Source organism: Enterobacter sp. 22452 (assembly GCF_052045065.1).
GTDB lineage: Bacteria > Pseudomonadota > Gammaproteobacteria > Enterobacterales > Enterobacteriaceae > Enterobacter > Enterobacter mori.
This window is the reverse complement of record NZ_JBQEOB010000005.1, coordinates 163,584-186,048: the sequence shown is the minus strand read 5'-3', so window position 1 is coordinate 186,048 and position 22,465 is coordinate 163,584. Positions and strand designations below refer to the sequence as shown.

Below are 22,465 nucleotides of genomic sequence, written 5' to 3'. Positions count from 1 at the left end.
AAACTCATTGTTTATTAAAGGTAAATAAAATTCTTGTTTCACAGGTGAAACACCAAGGATGTGACGCTACTTTATTTTTAAGGAAGAAAAAGAAAAGAAGTCAATATCTTTTATTGAAATGTTGAGGGCATTAATAAATCGTATTTATCACGCCGCAATAATGAAAATTTCATATCGCTGCATTTTTTCGTGATCCTTTGCACACTTAGTTAATTAATACTCGTTTGATTAACAAATTCGTCACATTGCCGCTTGACGAAACATTCATCGCTTTTATATTGACCGTATTAAATAAGAAACAGAGTTTCATATATGAAACAAAAGCCTGGAGGATCGTGATGAGCTGGATAGGCGTATGTGACGCAGAACAAGTACAGGAAGATTTCCCTTTTAGCGGCAACGTCGACGGTAAAGAGATCGGCGTTTACCTGATTGACGGTGAATATTACGCGCTGGAAGACGTATGCCCGCACGCTTATGCCCTGCTGAGCCAGGGATTTGTGGAGGACGGCAAAGTGGAATGCCCTCTGCATGAGGCGGTGTTTGACGTCAAAACTGGCCAGTGCCTGCACGGACCCGGTGGTCGCAACCTGAACCGCTACCCGGTTCGGGTCTTTGAAAACCAAATTCAGATTACCTTCGTCGAGGAGACCGTGGCATGAGCGACATCCTGAACTACAACCCGGCGCTGCCGGAAAGCCGCCAGTTTACCCCGCCTGCAGAGGGCGGCAACGGTGCCATTCATAAGCCGGGTGATTACACCAACCTGATCTGGCAAACCCGCAGCCGCGAGCCGGAAAGCTGGGAGGTGAACCTGATTGCCACGCTGGAAGATCTCTTCGAACAGGGCGTTGAAACGCTACCGGAACTGGTGAACGGGCTGAACGCGGTGCGCATGCACGACCAGCAGGGTGAGCCGTGGCGCGAAGCCAGCTTCCAGGCATTCTTACAGGTTAACGGCTACTGAGGACAATGCGATGACGACGACCGTACAAAACTATCTCGATAAAGGCCTGCGCGGCCTCTGGTATCCGGTACTGGCAAGCTGGGAAGTGCAGTCTGCTCCTGTGGGCATCACCCGCCTGGGCGAGCAGATTGTGGTCTGGCGTAATAAAGACGGCCAGGTGCAGGCGCTGGAAGACCGCTGCCCGCACCGCGGCGCGCGCCTGTCGATGGGCTGGAACCTCGGCGACCGCATTGCCTGCTGGTATCACGGCGTGGAAGTGGCGGGCAACGGCGAAGTGAAGGATGTGCCCGCCGTGGACAAATGCCCGCTGGTCGGCCAGCAATGCGTGCGCAGCTATAACGTGCAGGAGGCGCACGGCGCCATCTTCCTGTGGTTTGGCGTCACCGCTGACCAGCAGCCGGACGCGCTGACCTTCCCGGATGAACTAGCCGATACGGAGAACTTCAGCAACTTCCTCTGCACCGCCGCGTGGAAGTGCAACTACCAGTACGCGCTGGAAAACGTGATGGACCCGATGCACGGCACCTATCTGCATTCGTCCTCGCACTCAATGGCGGAAGGGGATCGCAAGGCCGACATGGTGCTCCAGCCGACCAAAACCGGCTTTATTTTCGAGAAAAAAGGGCAGAGCGGCGTCAACTTCGACTGGGTTGAGCTCGGCAACAGCGGCACCTGCTGGATGCGCCTCTCTATTCCTTACAAGAAGCGCTTCGGACCGGGCGGCCACTTCTTTATCGTCGGCATGGTGGTGCCGGAAGATAACGACAACTGCCGCGTCTTCTTCTGGCGCATCCGCCGCGTGCAGGGCTGGCAGCGCGACATGTGGCGCTTCATGTACCGCAACCGTCTGGAAAAACTGCACTGGGAAGTGCTGGAGCAGGACCGCGTGGTGCTGGAAAGCCTGGCCCCCAACGCCCGCGACCATGAATACCTCTACCAGCACGACGTCGGCCTCTCCCGCCTGCGCCGCATGATGCAAAAGGCCGCGAAAGAGCAGCTGGCGCTGCGCGAAGAACAGCAGGGAGCCGCCTGATGAACGGGCTGCTGAGCGGAAAGCGCATCGTGGTGACCGGCGCCGCGCGCGGGCTGGGCTACCACTTTGCCAAAGCCTGCGCGGAGCAGGGCGCCGCAGTAGTGATGTGCGACATCCTCGAAGGCGAGCTGGCTGAACGTGCCCACGGGCTGAGCGAGCAGGGCTACGCGATCGAATCGCACGTTGTCGATCTGGCCGATCCGCATTCCATCGAGCAGGTCTTTAGCGCCATTGGCGAGCAGGGGCAGATCGACGGCCTGGTGAACAACGCGGCCATGGCGACGGGCGTGGGCGGCAAAAACATGCTCGATTACGATCCTGACCTGTGGGACCGCGTGATGAGCGTGAACGTCAAAGGCACCTGGCTGGTGACGCGCGCCGCCGTGCCGCTGCTGTGCGAAGGGGCGGGCATTGTGAACGTGGCGTCCGACACCGCGCTGTGGGGCGCGCCGCGCCTGATGGCCTACGTGGCCAGCAAGGGCGCGGTGATTGCCATGACCCGCTCAATGGCGCGCGAACTGGGCGAAAAACGCATTCGAATCAACGCCATCGCGCCGGGATTAACCCGCGTCGAGGCAACCGAATATATTCCGGCCGAGCGGCATCAGCTTTACGAAAATGGTCGCGCATTAACGGGGGCGCAGCAGCCGGAGGATGTCACCGGCAGCGTGGTCTGGCTGTTAAGCGATCTGTCGCGGTTCATCACCGGACAGCTGATCCCGGTCAACGGCGGTTTTGTCTTTAATTGAGGTAGGGCGATGATGGCAAACGATCGGGAAGTGAAGTATCTGGTGCCGGGGCTGGAGCGCGGTTTACAGCTGCTGTTGGCCTTTGGCGAGCAGCATCGCGAACTGACCTTTGCCGAGCTGCACCGGCTGGTGGATATGCCGAAGGCCACCGCCTACCGCGTGGTACAGACGCTGGAGTTTATGGGCTTTCTGGAGCGCAACGCGCGCACCAACACCTTCTCGCTGGGCATGAACGTGCTGCGTCTCGGCTTTGAGTACATCGCCTCGCTTGACGTGGCGCAGGTTGGCCAGCCGGTCATCGAGCAGCTGCGCGACGTAAGCCAGTGCAGCAGCCATCTGGCGATCCGCGACGGGCGCGACATTATCTACATCGCCCGCGTCAGCGCCGCCGGGTCGCGCATCAATCAGGTCAGCATTGGCACCCGTCTTCCGGTGCACTGCACCTCGCTCGGCCGCATGTTGCTGACCGATATCTCCCGCGCCGAGTTTGAACGGCTGTTCCCGCACGAGCGCCTGCCGGGCAACGCGCCGGGGCAGCTTCACGACCGCGAAGCCCTGTGGCAGATGGTGCAGCAGGACAAAGCCCGCGGGTACGTGATCGGCGAATCCTTCTTCCGCCACGGCATCTCCTCCATCGTCTACCCGGTGTATGACCGAAGCGGACGCGTGGCGGCGGTAGTCAGCATTCTGGTGCCGTCGGAGGAGATCCCGCAGACCGACCGCGAGCGCCTGCAAAACGAGGTTCGCCTCGCGGCGGATAAAATTTCTGGCTTCTTAGGGTATCTGTCACAGGCCAGTTAAATCAGTGAGTTAACGTCAGGCGCTTGACCGCGTCGGGCATGTTTTACGCCCAATTTGGGCCAGATGAGGCAACGAACGATGAGTGTAACCGGAATTGAAAAGCTGGAATTTGGCGTGGAAGACCTGACGCACTGCGCCAAATTTATGCGTGATTTTGGCCTGACGGGCGATGCCAGCGGCCAGCGTTTTACCACCCTGAGCGGCGCGCGCGTGGAGCTTAATCCCATCGACAGCCCCGACCTGCCACCCGCGTTTGAAGCGGGCAACACCCTGCGCCGCATGACCTGGGCGGTTGCGAGTCAGTCAGATCTTAACGCGCTGCGCCCAAAGCTTGCGCAGCAGCCTGGCTTTCGCGAGGTGGGCGACGCGCTGGAGTGTATCGACCCGAACGGCATGACGCTGCGGGTGCAGGTCAGCCAGCAGACCGACGTGGAGCTGAACGTCGAGCCGATTAACCAGTGGGGCGACGCCCGCCGGATCGACACGCCCAGCCCGGTTTACGATCGCGCCCAACCCATCAACGTCGGGCACGTGGTGTTCTTCGTGGAGGAGCTGGCGGCGGTAGAAAAATTCTACCGCGAGGTGCTCGGCTTCCAGGTCTCTGACCGCTACATCAACCGTGCCGTGTTCCTGCGCTGCGGCGCGCGCGGCGGTCATCACAACCTGTTCCTGCTGCAGCTGCCGAACCGCAGGCGCGGGCTGAACCACGTGGCCTTCACCGTGCGCGACATCCACGAGGTGATCGGCGGCGGTATCGCGATGAATAAAAATGACTGGAGCACCTTTATCGGGCCGGGCCGCCATCCGGTGTCGTCGGCGTACTTCTGGTACGTCAACAGCCCGACCGGCGGTGCGTTTGAGTATTACACCAACGACGATTATCTGACCGAAAACTGGCAGCCGCGTGAGCTCGAGCACTCGCTGGTCTCCTTTACCGAATGGGCGGTGGAAGGTGGGATCGACCACGACACGCGCCGCCAGCAGAAAAAGCCGGAGGCGGTATGACGTCGCGCATTGTCATTATCGGCGGCGGCCAGGCGGGCGGCTGGGCGGCGAAAACCCTGCGCGACGAGGGCTTCGACGGCGAGATTTGCGTGGTGGCGGAAGAAGAGTGGGATTTCTACGAGCGTCCGCCGCTGTCGAAAGCCTCTCTGCTGGAGCCGGACGCGGCGCTTCCGCGCCTGTTTTCCGACGAAGCGCAGCGGGCGCTGAACCTGACCTGGCACCGTCCGCTGCGTGCGGAGCAGATCGACCGCGAGGCGAAAACCGTGCGTTTGAGCAACGGTGAATGCCTTAGTTACAACATTCTTTTAATTGCCACCGGAGGGCGGGCGCGCCTGCCGGGCGAGGCGTGGTCAGGGCATCCGCAGGTCTACACCCTGCGCCACTGGCAGGACGCGCAGCGCCTGAAGCGTCGCCTGGCGGAAAGTCACAAACTGGCGATTATCGGCGGCGGCTGGATTGGCCTTGAGATTGCCGCCTCTGCGCGGAAAAGCGGCGTAGCGGTCACGCTGTTCGAGCAGCAGCCCGCCCTGTGCATGCGCTCGGTGAGCGGCGAGGTGTCGCAGCGCTTAGAGGCTATCCATCGCGAGCAGGGCGTGGATATCCGCACCGGCTGCGGCGCGCTGGAGCTGGAGGACGATAACGGCCTGCCGGTTATTCACTGCGACGGCCAGCGTGAAACCTTTGATGCGGTGGTGGTCGGGATCGGCGTCGATCTCAATCTGGAGCTGGCCCGCGACGCCGGGCTGAAAACCGGGCGCGGGATCGTCGTCGATGCCCAGGGGCGAACGTCGGATCCGTTCATCTTCGCCGCCGGCGATGTGGCGCAGCATCATCACTACGGCCTGTGCATTCAGTCCTGGGCCTTCGCCCAGAACCAGGCGGTGGCGACGGCGAAAGCGATGCTCAACCCCGATGCGCCGGGCTACGACGACGCGCCGTGGCTGTGGTCGGATCAATATCAGCACAATATCCAGATCCTCGGCATTCCGCAGCCGGGCAGCAGAACGGTCGTGCGTGAAGAGGCGCTGTACTTCTCGCTGGACGACAACGGGCGGCTGACGCAGCTGGTGGCGTTCAACGACGCGCGCACCGTCAAGCTGGCGAAGCGCTGGATGGCAGCGGAGCGGGATTTATCGGATGTACCGCTCGCCGACCCGGCTTTTTCACTGATGTCATTGCGATAGCTAACCCGCACCCGTAGGGGGAGACATGACCACATTAGAGACCAACACCGCGCCCGCTGAGGCGAGCGGTGAGGGAACCCGCACGCCCGAAAAAGCGGTGCGCTGGGCCATCCCGCTGTCGCTGCTGGCCTGCGTGCTGCTGGCGTTCTTCGACAAAATCAGCATCGCGGCGCTGTTTTCCGACGGCCATTTCCAGCAGGCGATGGGCATCGATTTCGACACCACGCGCCTCGGCATTTTGATGAGCGCCTTTCTGCTCAGCTACGGCTTTTCGTCGGTGTTTTTAAGCGGGCTGGGCGACAAAATTGCGCCGCTGCGCCTGCTCACCGGGATGATGGTGGTGTGGTGCGCGCTGATGGTGGCGATGGGCTTCACCCATAACTACACGCTGATGATCGTCCTGCGCATTTTGCTGGGCGTGGCGGAAGGGCCGCTGTTCCCGCTGGCCTTCGCCATCGTGCGCCACAACTTCCCGCAGCATCTGCAGGCGCGCGCCACCATGCTCTGGCTGCTGGGCACGCCGGTGGGCGCGGCGATTGGCTTCCCGCTTTCCCTCTGGCTGCTGAACACCTTCGGCTGGCAAAGCACCTTCTTCGTGATGGCGATGCTCACCGTGCCGGTGCTGATCTTTGTGCGCATCGGCCTGCGCGGGATCCGTCTGGATACGAAGCCCGGTACCTCGCAGGCGTCTCAGGACGAACGCCGCGCCGCGCGCCGCGAACTGTTTGTCAGCCCGCACTTCTGGATCATCTGCATCTTTAACATCGCCTTCCTGACCTACCTGTGGGGCATCAACGGCTGGCTGCCGGGCTACCTGATTAAGGGCAAAGGCATTCACCTGGAGCACGCGGGCTGGCTGTCGTCGATGCCGTTCATCGCCATGCTGGCGGGCGAGGTCATTGGCGCGTGGCTGTCGGACCGGGTCGATAAGCGCTCGGCGGCCTGCTTTATCTCGATGGCGGGGGCGGCAGTGGGCCTGGCGGCGGTGATGCACCTCGACACCCCGCTGACCATCATCGCGGCGATGAGCTTCAGTACCTTTATGTGGGGCACCGGCGCACCCAACATTTTCGCCCTGCTGGCGAAGGCCACCCATCCGCGGGTGAGCGCCACGGCGGGCGGCATTTTCAACGGGCTGGGAAACTTTGCGGGCGCGCTGTCGCCAGCGGTGATGGGCGCGCTTATTGCCTTCACCCACAGCATGGATTCCGGGCTGATTTTTCTGGCGGTGATGGCGGCGGTGGGCTGCGTCCTGTTACTGCCGCTGCTGAGACGTTACTGAGGAGAGTGTCATGACTGATTCAACCGTAACCAACACAACAGGCATCAAACCTGACCACCTGACGATGGAAGAGTGGGTCGAGTCGCGCATTGCGCGCTTCGAAGGCCGCAAGTACGACTGGAACGCGCTGAAGTTCCAGGCCGATTTTGACCCGAAGTACCGCCGTGCGCAGATGCGCTATATCGGCACCGGCGCAACGGGCGTCGCGAACGACACCAACACCGTGCAGGCGGACCATTTTACCTTCTCCACCATGGTGCTGCCGTCGAAGTGCGAAGGGCCGCTGCACCTGCACGACGACGTGGAAGAGGTGTTCTTCATGCTTAAAGGGCAGATCACGCTGATGATCCAGGACGGCGACAACTACACCGAAACCGTGCTGCGCGAGCGTGACCTGATCTCCGTTCCGCCGGGCATCTATCGCGGGCTGTTTAACCACGGCGAAGAAGAGGCGCTGATGTGCGTCATGCTGGGGACCAACAAGCCGGAAATCCCGACCTACCCCGCCGATCATCCGCTTTCCAAAGTGAAGCGGAACTAAGGGGGCATGATGACGGGTTTTCGTGAACAGGGAAGCGGCATCCCGCTGATGCTGCTGCACGGTATCAGCTCCGGCGCGGCCTCCTGGCACAAGCAGATGGCGCTGGACGGCTTTCGCGTGCTGGCGTGGGACATGCCCGGCTATGGCGAAAGCCCGATGCTGGCGGTTGAACGGGCAAACGCGGGGGATTACGCCGACGCGCTGGCGGCGATGCTTGACCGCGCGGGCGTCTGGCAGGCGGTGCTGGTCGGCCATTCGCTCGGCGCATTGGTCGCCAGCGCCTTTGCGGCGAAGTTTCCGGATCGCGTCATCCATCTGGTGCTGGCGGACGCCGCGCAGGGCTACGGCAATGCCGCACCGGCGCAGCGCGAGCAGGTCTGGCGCAGCCGCGAACAGCAGATGGCATTGGGCGGTGAGATCCTCGCCCAGACCCGCGCCGCGAAGCTGCTGCGCCCCGGCGCGCGAGCGGAAGATATCGCGACCGTGGCGGCGGGCATGCGCACGCTGCGCCCGGAAGGCTACCTCGCCGCCGCGTGGATGCTGGTGCACGACGACATTCACGGTTGGCTTAAGCGCTACCCGGGCAATTTTGAAGTCTGGTGCGGCGAGCAGGATGCCATCACCCAGCCGGAACTGGTGCAGGGGCTGGCGCTGCGCTACGGCATGCCGTTTATCGCGATCCCGCAGGCCGGACACGCCAGCTATCTCGACAACGACGCGTTTTTTAACCAACAGCTTTTACGCATTAACGAAGAGGTGCGCGATGAATGCACACATTGACGGCCGCGTGGCGGTCGTTACCGGCGGTTCGTCCGGCATTGGCTTTGAAACGCTGCGCCTGCTGCTGGGTGAGGGGGCAAGGGTCGCCTTCTGTGGCCGCGATCCGGACCGGCTCGCCAGCGCCCACGCGGCGCTGCAAAACGAATACCCCAACGGGGAGATTTTCTCTTATCGCTGCGACGTGCTGAACGCCGACGAGATACAGGCCTTCGCGGACGCGGTGCAGGCTCGCTTTGGCGGGGCGGATATGCTGATCAACAACGCCGGGCAGGGCTACGTGGCGCACTTCCACGACACCCCGCGCGAGGCGTGGCTGCACGAGGCCGAGCTGAAGCTGTTCGGGGTGATCAGCCCGGTGCAGGCGTTTCAGCCTCTGCTGGAGCACTCCGACATCGCCTCCATCACCTGCGTGAACTCCCTGCTGGCGCTGCAGCCGGAGGAGCACATGATCGCCACCTCCGCCGCCCGCGCCGCGCTGCTGAATATGACGCTCACGCTCTCAAAAGAGCTGGTGGGCAAAGGCATCCGCGTCAATTCCATTCTGCTCGGCATGGTGGAGTCCGGGCAGTGGCAGCGCCGCTTTGAGAACCGGGCGGACAAAAGCCAGAGCTGGCTGGAGTGGACGGCGGATATCGCGCGCAAGCGCGGCATTCCGATGGCGCGCCTCGGCAAGCCGCAGGAGCCCGCGCAGGCGCTGCTGTTTCTCGCCTCGCCGCTGGCCTCGTTTACCACCGGCGCCGCGCTGGACGTTTCCGGCGGCTTCTGCCGCCACCTGTAAGGACGCATCATGAAAAAGGTCATGTTAATTGGATTCGGTGCCATGGCGCAGGCGGTGATTGAGCGTCTGCCAGCGGGCGTCGCTATCGGCTGGATCGTGGCGCGAGAGTCTCATCACGCGGCGATCCGCGCGCAGCTTGGCGAGGATGTGGTGGCGCTGGCCTCCCCGATGGAGTGCGCGCATACGCCCGATCTGGTGCTGGAGTGCGCCAGCCAGCAGGCGGTGGCGCAGTATGGCGAAGCGATTTTAGGACGCGGCTGGCATCTGGCGGTGATCTCCACCGGTGCGCTGGCGGACAGCGCGCTGGAGCAGCGGCTGCTTGCGGCGGGAGGCAAACTGACGCTGCTCTCCGGTGCGGTTGCCGGTATCGACGGGCTGGCGGCGGCGAGAGAGGGCGGGCTTGAACGCGTGACCTATCAGTCGCGCAAAAGCCCGGCCAGCTGGCGCGGCAGCTACGCCGAGCAGCTTATCGATCTCAATTCTGTTTCTGAAGCAAAGGTCTTCTTCGAGGGCAGCGCCCGCGAGGCGGCGCGTTTGTTTCCTGCCAACGCTAACGTGGCGGCAACCGTGGCGCTCGGCGGTGTGGGGATGGATGAGACCCGCGTGCAGCTGATGGTCGACCCGTTAACGAAACGCAATACCCACACGCTGCACGTGGAAGGATTGTTCGGCGAGTTCCATCTTGAGCTGAGTGGGCTGCCGCTGGCTTCTAATCCTAAAACCTCCACCCTGGCGGCACTGAGCGCGGTGCGCGCCTGCCGTGAACTGGCCCTGAGCTGAGGAGTGACAATGGACGATCTGAAGATTTTTATCGGCGGCCAGTGGCGACACGGCAGCGGCAACCCGATGCAGAGCCACTTTCCGGCTGACGGGTCAATTAACGCTACGCTGAATGCGGCAAGTCTCGACGATCTGCAGGACGCGATTGAGGCCGGAGAGCGCGCCTGGCGCGATCCCGCGTGGCGCGGCTGCCTGCCGCACGTCCGGGCGAAGATCCTGCATAAGGTTGCCGATCTGATTGAGTCCCGGGTGGATGAACTGGCGCAGATGCAGAGCCGCGATAACGGCAAACCGCTGGCGGAAGCGCGCGGGCTGGTGATGAGCGCGGCGGGAACGGCGCGCTACTTTGCCGCCGCCGGCGAGCTGCTGGAGGGTGAGCTCCCAACGCCGCGCCAGCCCGATTTGCTGACGCTGAGCCGCTACGAGCCGCTCGGCGTGGTGGCCGCCATCACGCCGTGGAACTCGCCGATTGCCAGCGAGATGCAGAAGGTCGCGCCGGCCATTGCTGCCGGTAACGCGGTGATCCTCAAGCCCGCCGAAGCCACGCCGCTGATGGCGCTGGAGCTGGCGCGGATTTTCGAACAGGCCGGGCTGCCCACCGGGCTGCTGAGCGTCCTGCCGGGCAAAGGCTCGGTGATTGGCGATGCGCTGGCGCGCCATCCTCGCGTGCGGAAAATTTCCTTTACCGGCGGCACCACCACGGGCCGTCATCTGGCGCACGTGGCGGCGGAAAAGCTGATCCCGGCCTCGCTGGAGCTGGGCGGAAAATCCCCGACCATCGTGCTGGAAGATGCAGACCTCGAGCAGGCCGCGCGCGGGATCTGCTACGGCATTTTCAGCTCGGCGGGGCAGGCGTGCATTGCCGGATCGCGGCTGTTCATTCACGAGAGCATTTACGCGCCGCTGATGGCGCGGCTGCTGGAGTTAACTCGCGGGCTGCGCGTCGGGCACCCGTTTACCGACGGCGTCCACGTGGGGCCGCTGATCAACGACGGGCATCGTCAGAGCGTGCAGGCGTACGTTGAGCTGGCGAAGCGCGAGGGGGGCCGCGTGCTGTGCGGCGGGGAGATCCCTGCCGATCCCAATCTTGCTAACGGCAGCTTTTTCCAGCCCACGATTATCGAGGGGCTGAGCAACAGCGCCCGCGCGTGTCAGGAGGAGATCTTCGGCCCGGTGCTGGTGGCAATGCCGTTTCGCGATGAAGCCACGCTTATTCGCGAGGCGAACGACTCGGTTTACGGCCTGGCGGCGGGAATTTGGACCCGCGATACCGGGCGTGCCCTGCGGTTAAGCGACCAGCTTGAAGCGGGCACCGTATGGATCAATACCTACAAGGTTTTTGCCATTTCGACCCCGTTCGGGGGCTTTAAAGAGAGCGGTCTGGGCCGCGAAAAGGGTATTCAGGGGCTAAAAGCCTGGATGCAGCAAAAGAGCATTTATCTGGCGACGGGTAACAGCGTCAACCACTGGTGCGACTGAGAAAAGGGTGAGCAATGAGCGAAATGATAACCGTCGGCGACGCCATCGCCAGAACGCTGGAGCAGTATCAGGTTGAGGCCATTTACGGCGTCATCTCCATTCACAACCTGCCGATCGCTGACGCAGTGGGGCAACGGGGCAACATCCGCTTCGTGCCCGCGCGCGGCGAGGCGGGATCCGTCACCATGGCCGACGCCCACGGGCGCTTTTCCGGCCTCGGCGTGGCGCTGACCAGCACCGGCGCGGGCGCGGGTAACGCGGTAGGCGCGCTGGTGGAAGCCATGAACGCCTGCACGCCGCTGCTGCATTTAACCGGGCAGGTAGAGAAAGCCTGGCTGGATGCCGACACCGGGTTTATCCACGAAACCCGCGACCAGCTGACCTTCCTGAAGGCCAGCTCAAAGCGGGCGTACCGCATCAGCAATGCTAACCAGGCGATGGCCATTCTGCATAAAGCCATTCAGGAGGCGCAGACGCCGCCGTGCGGGCCGGTCTCTGTGGAAATCCCGATTGATATTCAGGGTGCGAAAATTCCGCTGTCGCTGGTGACGAAACCGGTGAAACCGGCTTCGGTTCCAGCCGTCTATCCCACGACGGTTGACGCACTGTGGACGCAGCTTAAGCTGGCAAAACAGCCGCTGCTGTGGCTGGGCGGCGGGGCGCTGGGAAGCGCTGACGCGGTGAAAAAACTGGCGGATGCGGGCGTGACGGTGATCTCCAGCACCCACGCGCGCGGCGTGTTGCCGGATAGCCATCGCGCCAGCCTGCGGGCGTTCCACAACTCGCCGTCGGTGGAAGCGCTTATCGCACAGTGCGATTTTACACTGGTCGCCGGTTCACGCCTGCGCAGCAACGAAACCCGTTCCTGGACGCTTGAGCTGCCGCATCCGCGCGTGCAGATTGATATCGACCCGGCAGCGGCAAGTCGTAACTATCTGATGGACAACACGCTGGTAGCCGACTGTTCCGCGTTGCTTGGCGCGCTTGCAGACAAAATTCAGGGCCGCGAGTGGGGCAACGCACCGTGGGATACGCAGGTGCAGCAGGCGGTTGAGCAAGCCGAACAGGGGCTGCGCGAGCAGTGCGGCGCCTACGCGAAGCTCAACGACGCCATCGAGAAAGCGCTGCCGAAAGATGGCCTGCTGGTGCGCGATATCACCGTGTCTGGCAGCCTGTGGGGCAGCCGTCTGTTTCGCGCCAACGGACCTCTGATGAACATTCACTCTCTGGCCGGGGCAATTGGCATGGGGCTGCCGATGGCGATCGGCACTGCGATCGCCAACCCGCAGCGCAAGGTGGTGGGGCTGGTGGGCGACGGCGGCCTGAGCCTGAATTTAGGCGAACTGGCGACGCTGGCGCAGGAAAAAGCCAACGTGACGATGCTGATCATGAACGACGGCGGTTACGGCGTGATGCGCGGCATTCAGGATAAGTATTTCGGCGGGCGTCAGTACTATAACGAACTGCATACGCCGGACTTCACCCTGCTGGCGCAGGCGATTGGCCTTCAGGCGTGGAGCGTTGAGCGGGCAGAGGATTTTGATGCGGTGATGACGGAGGCGCTGGCGATGCCGGGGCCGTCGGTAGTGGAAGTTCGGATGGGGCAGATTGGCGCGCTGAAGTTTGCCGGGCCGCCGCAGAAGACGCTTTACTAGCTGTTTCCCCTCACCCCAACCCTCTCCCACAGGGAGAGGGAGAAAACTGTAGGCCGGGTAAGGCGAAGCCGCCACCCGGCTTTTTTCATCAGAACACGTTAAACGGGTATTCCACGTAAGCGCGGATCTCATCCCCGCCCACGTTATAGTCGCTGGCGTTGCTGGAGACGCGCAGTACGGAGTAGCGCAGGCGCAGCGTCAGGTCTTTTGCCGTGCCATCCTGTACCTTGTACTGGATCTGGTTAAACCACTCGTGCTCTTTGCCGTTGCTGGTTTCAGACGTTTTAATGTTGTCGCCACGCACGTAAGCGGTGGTCCAGCTCAGGCCCGGCAGGCCGAGGCCGCCGAAGTCCAGACCGTAAGAGGCCTGCCATGAGCGCTCGTCTTCACCGTTGAAATCAGACCAGTAGGAGTTCGCCAGCCAGATGGTGTTGCCGCCGTCCCCCACGCCGCCCTGGTCGCGATAGCCGCCGTAGTTGTAGCCGGTGCTGCCGCTGCTCTGCTGGTACGCCACCTTGAAGGTATGAATATCCCAGATGTAGCTCGCCGCCAGGCTCCAGATGGTGTTGCTGCGGCCCGTGTCGAGGCTGTCCGCGTAGCGCTGATCCAGTCGCGAATTGTAGCCGTTGAAATCAAGCACCAGCTGCTGTCCGGTGCTGAACGGCTGTTTGAAGTTCATGCCCAGATACTGCTTATTCATCACCTCTTCATTATGAGAGGCGTACAGCGCGCCGCTGAACTGGTCGTTGAACTGGTAGCTTGCGCCGCCGAAGGTCAGGCTCTTCAGCCCGCTGTCGTGGCGGTCATCGCTTTTACGCTGCTCGTCGGTGAAGTAACCGGCGTTCACTTCCAGACCGTCGATCTCTTTCGAGGTCAGCAGGGTGCCGGTGTAGCTTTCAAACAGCAGGCGGGAGCTGTCGGATGTAATGATTGGCAGCTCAGGACGCTGGTTCCCGTAGCTCAGTACGGTATTGGAGATGCGCATTTTGGCCGTCGCGCCAAACTTTGCCAGATCGGATTTTGCCCGGCCGTCGTCTTCCTGCTTAAAGAAGTCGATGCCGCCCGCGCCGCTCTTGCCGCGGCCACCGTCCAGACGCACGCCATACTGGGCGATACCGTCCACGCCGAAGCCCACCAGCCCTTCGGTATAGCCGGATGCAAAGGTGGCAATGATGCCCTGGCCCCATTCGGCTTTATCCTGCTGGCCCTGATGGTAATCGCGGCTGATATAGGCATTACGTAAAAACAGATCCAGATGGCTGTCGTCAATAAAACCCTGGCTGTCGGATTGCTGGCTTGCTGCGGCAGGTAATGCGGCGAATAAACTTAACGCAATTAATGATAATTCTTTTTTCACGGAGGGAACGTCTCTGTCTGAATATATTAATTTGAATGACTGCGTGGTTGATAATTACCGGAAATATTAACGATTGCAATAAATATGTGACCAGACATTTCAGGGGCTGAATACAGATGTGGCGGGGCTTTCTGGCGAGTTACCGATACGTGCTTTTAAATTGGCAATTCATGCGAAATAAAAGGGAGGCAAATATGCCTCCCGGTAAAATTATTTAATTCCGTCTGCGGCCATACGGTCGCGAATATGTTGTGCACGTTCTTCCGAGGCCGGGTGATCGTCAAACATGGAGCTTTGGCGACCCGCTTCCAGCTTGGCCAGTTTTTCGAAGCTGGTGGCTAAACCTGATGGATTAATCCCGCGTTTGCGCAACAGATCGTAGGAGTAATCATCCGCTTCAGACTCCTGACGCTGGGAGAACTGGGAGTTAACCAGCTTTTCACCGACGTCGCCAAGCTGTGACTGCGACAGGCTGCCCACGATACCGCCCGCAGAGGCCGCTGCCGCGCGAACGGCATTGGTACCCAGGGCAACCTGCATCCCTTTCTTCACGTGGCCGAGCGCAACGTGGCCCATTTCGTGGCCGATAACCGCTTCCACTTCGTTGTCGGTCATCATGTCCATCAGCCCGCTATAGACGCGGATACAGCCGTTCGCCATGGCGAAGGCGTTCACGTCTTTCGCCATGTAAACCTTGTAGTTCACCGGCTGGCCGTTGATGTTGTCGCCCAGCGCGGATGCAATCTTATTCAGACGCTGCGTGTAGGTACTGTTAGCCGGGGCAAGCGTGGCTTTGCCGTCCATATCTTTACACGCCTGATCGCTCAGCGCTTTCACCTGCGCGTCGCTCAGGGAATAGGCCTGAAAGGCTTCTGCGCCTGAGGTCATCAGACCGTTAGAATCCATATTCTGACAGCCGCTCAGCAGGAGCGTCGTACCCAGGGCCAGCACTATTGCACGCATTTTCATGAGATTGCTTCCGTACTCGTTAATCTGAATAAAATCCGAAAAGTGCACCGTCAGCGAAGCCGGTGTCGGGCTAAGTATAAGGAATATCGACAGGGGCGGGCGAGGAGATTGCGCAACATGCGAGCATGATCCAGAGATTTCTTAACGAGCAAAAGAATGCTCCATGTACATGACTTGCGGCTTGGGTTACATTGTTGGCACTTTTTTCCGGCGTAGCCCAAAACGCGCTGTCGTCAAGGGCATGGCCTTTAACAGTCCGATCTGGAGTTAAAATGTCCTCACGTAAAGAGCTTGCTAATGCTATTCGTGCGCTGAGCATGGATGCAGTACAGAAAGCCAAATCTGGCCACCCAGGGGCTCCTATGGGTATGGCTGATATCGCCGAAGTCCTGTGGCGTGACTTCCTGAACCACAACCCGCAGAACCCGTCATGGGCTGACCGCGACCGCTTCGTGCTGTCCAACGGCCACGGCTCTATGCTGATCTATAGCCTGCTGCACCTCACCGGCTACGATCTGCCAATCGAAGAGCTGAAAAACTTCCGTCAGCTGCACTCCAAAACGCCAGGTCACCCGGAAGTGGGTTACACCGCGGGCGTCGAAACCACCACCGGCCCGCTGGGTCAGGGTATTGCTAACGCAGTCGGTATGGCGATTGCTGAGAAGACGCTGGCGGCGCAGTTCAACCGCCCAGGTCACGACATCGTTGACCACTTCACCTACGCGTTCATGGGCGACGGCTGCATGATGGAAGGCATTTCTCACGAAGTGTGCTCCCTGGCAGGTACCCTGAAGCTGGGCAAACTGGTTGCGTTCTATGACGACAACGGTATCTCCATCGACGGTCACGTTGAAGGCTGGTTCACTGACGACACCGCAGCACGCTTCGAAGCCTACGGCTGGCACGTTGTGCGTGGCGTTGATGGCCACGATGCTGACTCGATTAAACGTGCAGTAGAAGAAGCGCGCGCTGTGACGGACAAACCGTCCCTGCTGATGTGCAAAACCATCATTGGCTTCGGTTCGCCGAACAAAGCGGGTACTCATGACTCCCACGGTGCACCGCTGGGCGACGCGGAAATCGCACTGACCCGTGAAGCGCTGGGCTGGAAACATCCTGCATTCGAAATCCCATCTGAAATCTACGCTCAGTGGGATGCAAAAGAAGTGGGCCAGGCGAAAGAAGCGGCCTGGAACGAGAAGTTCGCTGCCTATGCGAAGGCCTTCCCTCAGGAAGCGGCTGAATTCACCCGTCGTATGAAAGGCGACATGCCGTCTGACTTCGACGCGAAAGCGAACGAGTTCATTGCTAAGCTGCAGGCGAACCCGTCTAAAATCGCGAGCCGTAAAGCGTCTCAGAATGCGATTGAAGCGTTCGGACCTCTGCTGCCAGAATTCCTCGGTGGCTCCGCTGACCTCGCGCCTTCTAACCTGACTATCTGGTCCGGTTCTAAAGCGATCAACGAAGACACTGCCGGTAACTACATCCATTACGGTGTACGTGAATTCGGTATGACCGCGATCGCCAACGGTATCTCCCTGCACGGCGGTTTCCTGCCGTACACCTCTACCTTCCTGATGTTCGTTGAATATGCACGTAACGCCGTGCGTATGGCTGCGCTGATGAAACAGCGTCAGGTGATGGTCTACACCCACGACTCCATCGGTCTGGGCGAAGATGGTCCAACTCACCAGCCGGTAGAGCAGGTGGCTTCCCTGCGCGTGACGCCGAACATGAGCACATGGCGTCCATGTGACCAGGTTGAATCCGCGGTGGCGTGGAAATACGGCGTTGAGCGTCAGGACGGTCCAACCGCGCTGATCCTCTCCCGTCAGAACCTGGCACAGCAGGAGCGTACGTCTGAGCAGCTGGCGAACATTGCTCGCGGTGGTTACGTGCTGAAAGATTGCGCGGGCCAGCCAGAGCTGATCTTCATCGCCACCGGTTCTGAAGTTGAACTGGCTGTTGCAGCCTGGGAAAAACTGACTGCCGAAGGCGTGAAAGCGCGCGTGGTTTCCATGCCGTCTACCGATGCGTTCGACAAACAGGATGCTGCATACCGTGAATCCGTGCTGCCTAAAGCGGTTTCCGCTCGCGTGGCAGTGGAAGCGGGTATCGCTGACTACTGGTTCAAATACGTTGGCCTGAACGGCGCTATCGTCGGTATGACCACCTTCGGTGAATCTGCTCCGGCAGAGCTGCTGTTCGAAGAGTTCGGCTTCACCGTTGAGAACGTTGTCGCTAAGGCGAAAGAACTGCTGTAATTGCTGTTTTGCCCGGTGGCGCTACGCTTACCGGGCCGACAAATGGCACGAAAATAGGCCGGGTAAGCGCTAGCGCGTCACCCGGCTTTTTTGTCGGCACTATTCCATCAAAAATGTGATGCAAGTCATATAGCCCGCTTATTCATCTGGACAGAGATTCCTTTTATTCCCCAATTCGCTTATTCTTGCTGAAGCGTTTCAGTCGATTAAATGTTCGACAATTGACCAATCAATCGCAGTTTGTGACAGCAAGGATTCCCCTTCGGGCGTCGCTGGATTACTCTTTCAGCCACCTCAAACCCAGGGATAGCTTTGCAGGAGATCTATGACCGTACGCGTAGCGATTAATGGCTTCGGTCGCATCGGGCGCAACGTGGTTCGTGCTTTATATGAATCCGGGCGTCGTGCGGAAATAACCGTGGTAGCAATCAACGAACTGGCGGATGCTGCGGGCATGGCGCATTTGTTGAAATATGACACCAGCCACGGACGCTTTGCCTGGGATGTTCGCCAGGAAAGAGAGCAGCTGTTTGTCGGCGACGATGCCATCCGCGTACTGCATGAGAGCAGCATCGCCGGGCTACCGTGGCGTGAACTGGGTGTGGATATCGTGCTTGACTGTACCGGCGTTTACGGCAGCCGCGAACATGGCGAAGCACATCTGGCCGCAGGCGCAAAAAAAGTCCTGTTTTCTCACCCCGGCAGTAACGACCTCGACGCGACCGTCGTGTTTGGCGTTAACCAGCATGAGCTGCAGGCCGAACACCGCATTGTTTCCAACGCCTCCTGTACCACCAACTGCATTATTCCGGTCATCAAACTGTTAGACGATGCGTATGGCATTGAATCCGGCACCGTGACCACGATTCACTCCGCCATGCACGATCAGCAGGTTATCGACGCCTACCATCCGGATTTACGACGCACTCGCGCAGCGAGTCAGTCAATCATCCCGGTGGATACGAAACTGGCGGCAGGGATCACCCGAATTTTCCCGCAGTTTAACGACCGTTTCGAAGCGATTGCCGTGCGCGTTCCGACGATTAACGTGACCGCAATCGACCTCAGTGTGACGGTGAAAAAACCGGTAAAAGCCTGTGAAGTCAACCTGTTGCTGCAAAAAGCGGCACAGGGTGCATTTCATGGTATAGTTGACTATACGGAATTACCGTTGGTCTCAGTAGATTTTAACCACGACCCGCACAGCGCTATCGTCGATGGCACACAAACGCGCGTCAGTGGGGCACACCTTATCAAGACGCTGGTCTGGTGTGATAACGAATGGGGCTTTGCTAACCGAATGCTCGACACCACGTTAGCAATGGCCGCTCAAGGTTTCAGGTAAGACGCATCGTGCGTCTGCAAAACTTTAAGAATCAACGAGAGGATTCACCATGTCTGTAATTAAGATGACCGATCTGGATCTGGCTGGTAAACGCGTTTTCATCCGTGCCGATCTGAACGTACCGGTTAAAGATGGCAAAGTGACCAGCGACGCGCGTATCCGTGCATCTCTGCCAACCATCGAACTGGCTCTGAAGCAGGGCGCTAAAGTGATGGTCACTTCCCACCTGGGTCGTCCAACTGAAGGCGAGTACAACGAAGAGTTCTCTCTGCTGCCAGTTGTTAATTACCTGAAAGACAAACTGTCCAGCCCGGTTCGCCTGGTGAAAGATTACCTGGACGGCGTTGAAGTGGCTGCCGGTGAACTGGTTGTTCTGGAAAACGTTCGCTTCAACAAAGGCGAAAAGAAAGACGACGAAGCACTGTCTAAAAAATACGCTGCACTGTGCGACGTATTTGTAATGGATGCCTTCGGTACGGCTCACCGCGCGCAGGCGTCAACCCACGGTATCGGTAAATTCGCAGACGTAGCCTGTGCCGGTCCTCTGCTGGCTGACGAACTGGAAGCGCTGGGTAAAGCACTGAAAGAACCGGCTCGTCCAATGGTGGCTATCGTTGGTGGTTCTAAAGTTTCTACCAAACTGACCGTTCTGGATTCCCTGTCTAAAATCGCTGACCAGCTGATCGTTGGCGGTGGTATCGCGAACACCTTCGTTGCCGCTCAGGGCCACAACGTGGGTAAATCCCTGTACGAAGCAGACCTGGTTGACGAAGCCAAACGCCTGCTGACCACCTGTGACATCCCGGTTCCAACTGACGTTCGCGTAGCGACCGAGTTCTCCGAAACCGCAACCGCGACCCTGAAATCTGTAAATGACATCAAAGATGAAGAGCAGATTCTGGATCTGGGCGACGTTTCTGCACAGAAACTGGCTGAAATCCTGAAAAACGCAAAAACTATCCTGTGGAACGGTCCTGTTGGCGTGTTCGAATTCCCGAACTTCCGCAAAGGTACTGAGATCGTTGCTAACGCAATCGCAGACAGCGAAGCGTTCTCTATCGCAGGCGGTGGTGACACCCTGGCAGCAATCGACCTGTTCGGTATCGCTGACAAGATCTCCTACATCTCCACTGGTGGCGGCGCATTCCTCGAATTCGTGGAAGGCAAAGTACTGCCAGCAGTAGCAATGCTCGAAGAGCGCGCTAAGAAGTAAGCCATTCAAGGGCAGGGAAACCTGCCCAATTTTCAGCGCGCTTATAAGAGCACGCACCTTTTCTAACGGCCGAAGATACAGGACTAAGCAACATGTCTAAAATTTTTGATTTCGTAAAACCTGGCGTTATCACTGGTGATGACGTACAGAAAGTGTTCCAGGTAGCTAAAGAAAACAACTTCGCTCTGCCAGCAGTTAACTGCGTGGGTACCGACTCCATCAACGCCGTACTGGAAACTGCAGCCAAAGTTAAAGCTCCAGTTATCGTTCAGTTCTCTAACGGTGGCGCTGCGTTCATCGCAGGTAAAGGCGTGAAAACTGACGTTCCTCAGGGCGCTGCAATCCTGGGTGCTATCTCTGGTGCGCACCACGTACACCAGATGGCTGAACACTACGGTGTTCCGGTTATCCTGCACACTGACCACTGCGCGAAGAAACTGCTGCCGTGGATCGACGGTCTGCTGGACGCGGGTGAAAAACACTTCGCGGCAACCGGTAAGCCACTGTTCTCTTCTCACATGATCGACCTGTCTGAAGAGTCACTGCACGAAAACATCGAAATCTGCTCCAAATACCTGGCGCGTATGTCCAAAATGGACATGACCCTGGAAATCGAACTGGGTTGCACCGGTGGTGAAGAAGACGGCGTGGACAACAGCCACATGGACGCTTCTGCACTTTACACCCAGCCAGAAGACGTTGATTACGCTTACACCGAGCTGAGCAAAATCAGCCCACGCTTCACCATTGCAGCGTCCTTCGGTAACGTGCACGGCGTTTACAAACCAGGTAACGTGGTTCTGACCCCAACCATCCTGCGTGATTCTCAGGAATACGTTTCCAAGAAACACAACCTGCCGCACAACAGCCTGAACTTCGTCTTCCACGGCGGTTCCGGTTCTTCTGCTCAGGAAATCAAAGACTCCGTAAGCTACGGCGTAGTGAAAATGAACATCGATACCGACACCCAGTGGGCAACATGGGACGGTATCCTGCAGTACTACAAAACCAACGAAGCTTACCTGCAGGGTCAGCTGGGCAACCCGAAAGGCGAAGACCAGCCGAACAAGAAATACTACGATCCACGCGTATGGCTGCGCGCTGCACAGACGTCCATGGTGACCCGTCTGGAGCAGGCATTCAAAGAACTGAACGCAATCGACGTTCTGTAATTTGAGCTGCTAACAGCATCAGAAGGCCCGCACATGCGGGCCTTTTTTTTCGCATTTTCAACATGCTGCAACATCTGCTTTTGTGATCTGTTTGGCAATATTTGCGCTTTTTGTTTACCCTTTACTGACCTGCCTGTCTCCATGGGGGATGGATTTTGTGTTTTGGTTTAACAAAAGGAAGAATAAATGGAACAACTCGATGTTGTAGACAGCATCAATCACGCCGGTAACTGGCTGGTGCGCAACCAGGCACTGCTGCTGAGCTATGCCGTGAACATCGTCGCGGCGATTGCCATCATCATCGTCGGGATGATCGTGGCGCGTATCGTATCGAACGCGGTCAACCGCGTGATGCTGGCCCGTCACATTGACGCCACGGTGGCTGATTTCCTCTCCGCACTGGTGCGTTATGGCATCATCGCCTTTACGCTTATTGCGGCGCTGGGTCGCGTAGGCGTGCAGACGGCATCCGTCATCGCCGTGCTCGGTGCGGCTGGTCTGGCTATTGGTCTGGCACTGCAGGGCTCACTTTCAAACCTGGCGGCAGGCGTTCTGCTGGTCACCTTCCGTCCGTTCCGCTCGGGTGAATACGTTGACCTTGGCGGCATTGCCGGAACCGTACTGCAGGTGCAGATTTTCTCAACCACCCTGCGTACCGTCGATGGCCGCATCGTGGTGGTACCGAACGGGAAAATCATCGCGGGCAACATCATTAACTTCTCCCGTGAACCGGTACGCCGTAATGAGCTGATTATCAGCGTGGCCTATGACTCCGACATCGATCAGGTCAAATCGCTGATTAGCAATATCATTGCTTCAGACGATCGCATTCTGAAAGACAAAGAGCAGACGGTTCGCCTCAACGAACTGGGCGCGTCATCCATTAACTTCGTGGTGCGTATCTGGAGCAAAAGCAGCGATCTGCAAAACGTCTACTGGGACGTGCTGGAGCGCATTAAGCGCGAGTTTGACGCCAACGGCATCAGCTTCCCGTACCCGCAGATGGACGTAAACGTCAAAAAAGTAAAAGAAGCCGAATAACGTCTCCCGTAGGCCCGGTAAGCGCTAGCGCCACCGGGCTTTTATTTTATTAGCCATGCTAATACCCAAT

At 59.2% G+C, this 22,465-nt stretch carries 21 protein-coding genes; 19 read left to right on the top strand and 2 right to left on the bottom strand.

Features of this window, described 5'->3' with window-relative positions; all coding sequences use genetic code 11:
- The first annotated feature begins 338 nt into the window (after positions 1-338).
- The 14 genes from ACTJJA_RS15955 (at position 339) to ACTJJA_RS15890 (ending at position 13,034) form a co-directional block, all read left to right on the top strand.
- Positions 339-662, top strand: coding sequence for a Rieske (2Fe-2S) protein (locus ACTJJA_RS15955; RefSeq protein ID WP_003860044.1), 324 nt, complete (start codon positions 339-341; stop codon positions 660-662).
- Positions 659-967, top strand: coding sequence for a recombinase-like helix-turn-helix domain-containing protein (locus ACTJJA_RS15950; protein ID WP_010435424.1), 309 nt, complete (start codon positions 659-661; stop codon positions 965-967). Before ACTJJA_RS15955 ends, ACTJJA_RS15950 begins: the two co-directional genes overlap by 4 nt.
- A 10-nt stretch (positions 968-977) precedes the next feature.
- Positions 978-2,000, top strand: coding sequence for an aromatic ring-hydroxylating oxygenase subunit alpha (locus tag ACTJJA_RS15945; protein ID WP_032640649.1), 1,023 nt, complete (start codon positions 978-980; stop codon positions 1,998-2,000).
- A complete protein-coding gene (locus ACTJJA_RS15940; protein ID WP_440668641.1) occupies positions 2,000-2,749 on the top strand; it encodes an SDR family oxidoreductase in 750 nt (249 codons plus the stop codon). Before ACTJJA_RS15945 ends, ACTJJA_RS15940 begins: the two co-directional genes overlap by 1 nt.
- 12 nt (positions 2,750-2,761) lie before the next feature.
- Positions 2,762-3,550 (top strand): IclR family transcriptional regulator, encoded by a 789-nt coding sequence (locus ACTJJA_RS15935; protein WP_440668781.1) that lies wholly within the window; start codon positions 2,762-2,764, stop codon positions 3,548-3,550.
- Between the two features lie 78 nt (positions 3,551-3,628).
- Positions 3,629-4,555, top strand: a complete 927-nt coding sequence (locus ACTJJA_RS15930; RefSeq protein WP_100166378.1) for a VOC family protein — start codon at positions 3,629-3,631, stop codon at positions 4,553-4,555.
- Positions 4,552-5,739 carry an NAD(P)/FAD-dependent oxidoreductase gene (locus tag ACTJJA_RS15925; RefSeq protein WP_440668640.1) on the top strand — a complete coding sequence of 396 codons (1,188 nt, stop codon included), beginning with the start codon at positions 4,552-4,554 and terminating at the stop codon, positions 5,737-5,739. The genes ACTJJA_RS15930 and ACTJJA_RS15925 overlap by 4 nt, the downstream gene beginning before the upstream one ends.
- 25 nt (positions 5,740-5,764) lie before the next feature.
- Positions 5,765-7,021, top strand: coding sequence for an MFS transporter (locus ACTJJA_RS15920; protein ID WP_440668639.1), 1,257 nt, complete (start codon positions 5,765-5,767; stop codon positions 7,019-7,021).
- A 10-nt stretch (positions 7,022-7,031) separates the two neighbouring features.
- The gene (locus ACTJJA_RS15915; RefSeq protein ID WP_010435408.1) at positions 7,032-7,562 is read left to right on the top strand and encodes a cupin domain-containing protein; all 531 of its coding nucleotides are present in this window, start codon (positions 7,032-7,034) and stop codon (positions 7,560-7,562) included.
- A 9-nt stretch (positions 7,563-7,571) separates the two neighbouring features.
- The gene (locus ACTJJA_RS15910; RefSeq protein WP_440668638.1) at positions 7,572-8,342 is read left to right on the top strand and encodes an alpha/beta fold hydrolase; all 771 of its coding nucleotides are present in this window, start codon (positions 7,572-7,574) and stop codon (positions 8,340-8,342) included.
- Entirely contained in the window at positions 8,326-9,120 is a 795-nt protein-coding gene (locus ACTJJA_RS15905) for an SDR family oxidoreductase (protein WP_440668637.1), read from the top strand. The genes ACTJJA_RS15910 and ACTJJA_RS15905 overlap by 17 nt, the downstream gene beginning before the upstream one ends.
- A 9-nt stretch (positions 9,121-9,129) precedes the next feature.
- Positions 9,130-9,900 carry an aspartate dehydrogenase gene (locus ACTJJA_RS15900; RefSeq protein WP_440668636.1) on the top strand — a complete coding sequence of 257 codons (771 nt, stop codon included), beginning with the start codon at positions 9,130-9,132 and terminating at the stop codon, positions 9,898-9,900.
- 9 nt (positions 9,901-9,909) lie between these two features.
- Positions 9,910-11,379, top strand: coding sequence for an aldehyde dehydrogenase (locus ACTJJA_RS15895; RefSeq protein WP_440668635.1), 1,470 nt, complete (start codon positions 9,910-9,912; stop codon positions 11,377-11,379).
- Between the two features lie 14 nt (positions 11,380-11,393).
- Complete coding sequence (locus ACTJJA_RS15890; RefSeq protein WP_440668634.1) at positions 11,394-13,034, top strand: thiamine pyrophosphate-binding protein; 1,641 nt, start codon at positions 11,394-11,396, stop codon at positions 13,032-13,034.
- A gap of 88 nt (positions 13,035-13,122) precedes the next feature.
- Here the strand turns inward: ACTJJA_RS15890 and ACTJJA_RS15885 are convergent, their stop codons facing one another.
- Positions 13,123-14,391, bottom strand: a complete 1,269-nt coding sequence (locus ACTJJA_RS15885) for an OprD family outer membrane porin (protein WP_440668633.1) — start codon at positions 14,389-14,391, stop codon at positions 13,123-13,125.
- A 210-nt stretch (positions 14,392-14,601) separates the two neighbouring features.
- A complete protein-coding gene (locus ACTJJA_RS15880; protein ID WP_010435388.1) occupies positions 14,602-15,360 on the bottom strand; it encodes a M48 family metallopeptidase in 759 nt (252 codons plus the stop codon).
- Between the two features lie 272 nt (positions 15,361-15,632).
- On the opposite strand from ACTJJA_RS15880, the gene tkt reads away from it, so the two are divergent.
- The 5 genes from tkt to ACTJJA_RS15855 all read left to right on the top strand — a co-directional run bounded on the left by tkt (position 15,633) and on the right by ACTJJA_RS15855 (position 22,395).
- The gene (tkt, locus tag ACTJJA_RS15875; RefSeq protein WP_440668632.1) at positions 15,633-17,624 is read left to right on the top strand and encodes a transketolase; all 1,992 of its coding nucleotides are present in this window, start codon (positions 15,633-15,635) and stop codon (positions 17,622-17,624) included.
- A 325-nt stretch (positions 17,625-17,949) separates the two neighbouring features.
- Positions 17,950-18,969, top strand: coding sequence for an erythrose-4-phosphate dehydrogenase (gene epd, locus ACTJJA_RS15870; RefSeq protein WP_420984318.1), 1,020 nt, complete (start codon positions 17,950-17,952; stop codon positions 18,967-18,969).
- A gap of 49 nt (positions 18,970-19,018) precedes the next feature.
- Complete coding sequence (gene pgk, locus ACTJJA_RS15865) at positions 19,019-20,182, top strand: phosphoglycerate kinase (RefSeq protein ID WP_010435381.1); 1,164 nt, start codon at positions 19,019-19,021, stop codon at positions 20,180-20,182.
- 92 nt (positions 20,183-20,274) lie between these two features.
- Positions 20,275-21,354 carry a class II fructose-bisphosphate aldolase gene (gene fbaA / locus ACTJJA_RS15860; protein WP_010435379.1) on the top strand — a complete coding sequence of 360 codons (1,080 nt, stop codon included), beginning with the start codon at positions 20,275-20,277 and terminating at the stop codon, positions 21,352-21,354.
- Between the two features lie 186 nt (positions 21,355-21,540).
- Complete coding sequence (locus ACTJJA_RS15855) at positions 21,541-22,395, top strand: small-conductance mechanosensitive channel MscS (protein WP_010435377.1); 855 nt, start codon at positions 21,541-21,543, stop codon at positions 22,393-22,395.
- The last annotated feature ends 70 nt before the right edge of the window (positions 22,396-22,465 follow it).

Coding starts and splice junctions, on each gene's coding strand:
- ACTJJA_RS15925 (WP_440668640.1), top strand. CDS start 4,552: ATGACGTCGCGCATTGTCATTATCGGCGGCGGCCAGGCGGGCGGCTGG.
- ACTJJA_RS15900 (WP_440668636.1), top strand. CDS start 9,130: ATGAAAAAGGTCATGTTAATTGGATTCGGTGCCATGGCGCAGGCGGTG.
- ACTJJA_RS15855 (WP_010435377.1), top strand. CDS start 21,541: ATGGAACAACTCGATGTTGTAGACAGCATCAATCACGCCGGTAACTGG.
- ACTJJA_RS15920 (WP_440668639.1), top strand. CDS start 5,765: ATGACCACATTAGAGACCAACACCGCGCCCGCTGAGGCGAGCGGTGAG.
- ACTJJA_RS15910 (WP_440668638.1), top strand. CDS start 7,572: ATGACGGGTTTTCGTGAACAGGGAAGCGGCATCCCGCTGATGCTGCTG.
- ACTJJA_RS15880 (WP_010435388.1), bottom strand. CDS start 15,360: ATGAAAATGCGTGCAATAGTGCTGGCCCTGGGTACGACGCTCCTGCTG.
- ACTJJA_RS15905 (WP_440668637.1), top strand. CDS start 8,326: ATGAATGCACACATTGACGGCCGCGTGGCGGTCGTTACCGGCGGTTCG.
- ACTJJA_RS15915 (WP_010435408.1), top strand. CDS start 7,032: ATGACTGATTCAACCGTAACCAACACAACAGGCATCAAACCTGACCAC.
- ACTJJA_RS15940 (WP_440668641.1), top strand. CDS start 2,000: ATGAACGGGCTGCTGAGCGGAAAGCGCATCGTGGTGACCGGCGCCGCG.
- ACTJJA_RS15890 (WP_440668634.1), top strand. CDS start 11,394: ATGAGCGAAATGATAACCGTCGGCGACGCCATCGCCAGAACGCTGGAG.
- ACTJJA_RS15935 (WP_440668781.1), top strand. CDS start 2,762: ATGGCAAACGATCGGGAAGTGAAGTATCTGGTGCCGGGGCTGGAGCGC.
- ACTJJA_RS15950 (WP_010435424.1), top strand. CDS start 659: ATGAGCGACATCCTGAACTACAACCCGGCGCTGCCGGAAAGCCGCCAG.
- fbaA (WP_010435379.1), top strand. CDS start 20,275: ATGTCTAAAATTTTTGATTTCGTAAAACCTGGCGTTATCACTGGTGAT.
- ACTJJA_RS15955 (WP_003860044.1), top strand. CDS start 339: ATGAGCTGGATAGGCGTATGTGACGCAGAACAAGTACAGGAAGATTTC.
- ACTJJA_RS15945 (WP_032640649.1), top strand. CDS start 978: ATGACGACGACCGTACAAAACTATCTCGATAAAGGCCTGCGCGGCCTC.
- tkt (WP_440668632.1), top strand. CDS start 15,633: ATGTCCTCACGTAAAGAGCTTGCTAATGCTATTCGTGCGCTGAGCATG.
- ACTJJA_RS15930 (WP_100166378.1), top strand. CDS start 3,629: ATGAGTGTAACCGGAATTGAAAAGCTGGAATTTGGCGTGGAAGACCTG.
- ACTJJA_RS15895 (WP_440668635.1), top strand. CDS start 9,910: ATGGACGATCTGAAGATTTTTATCGGCGGCCAGTGGCGACACGGCAGC.
- pgk (WP_010435381.1), top strand. CDS start 19,019: ATGTCTGTAATTAAGATGACCGATCTGGATCTGGCTGGTAAACGCGTT.
- epd (WP_420984318.1), top strand. CDS start 17,950: ATGACCGTACGCGTAGCGATTAATGGCTTCGGTCGCATCGGGCGCAAC.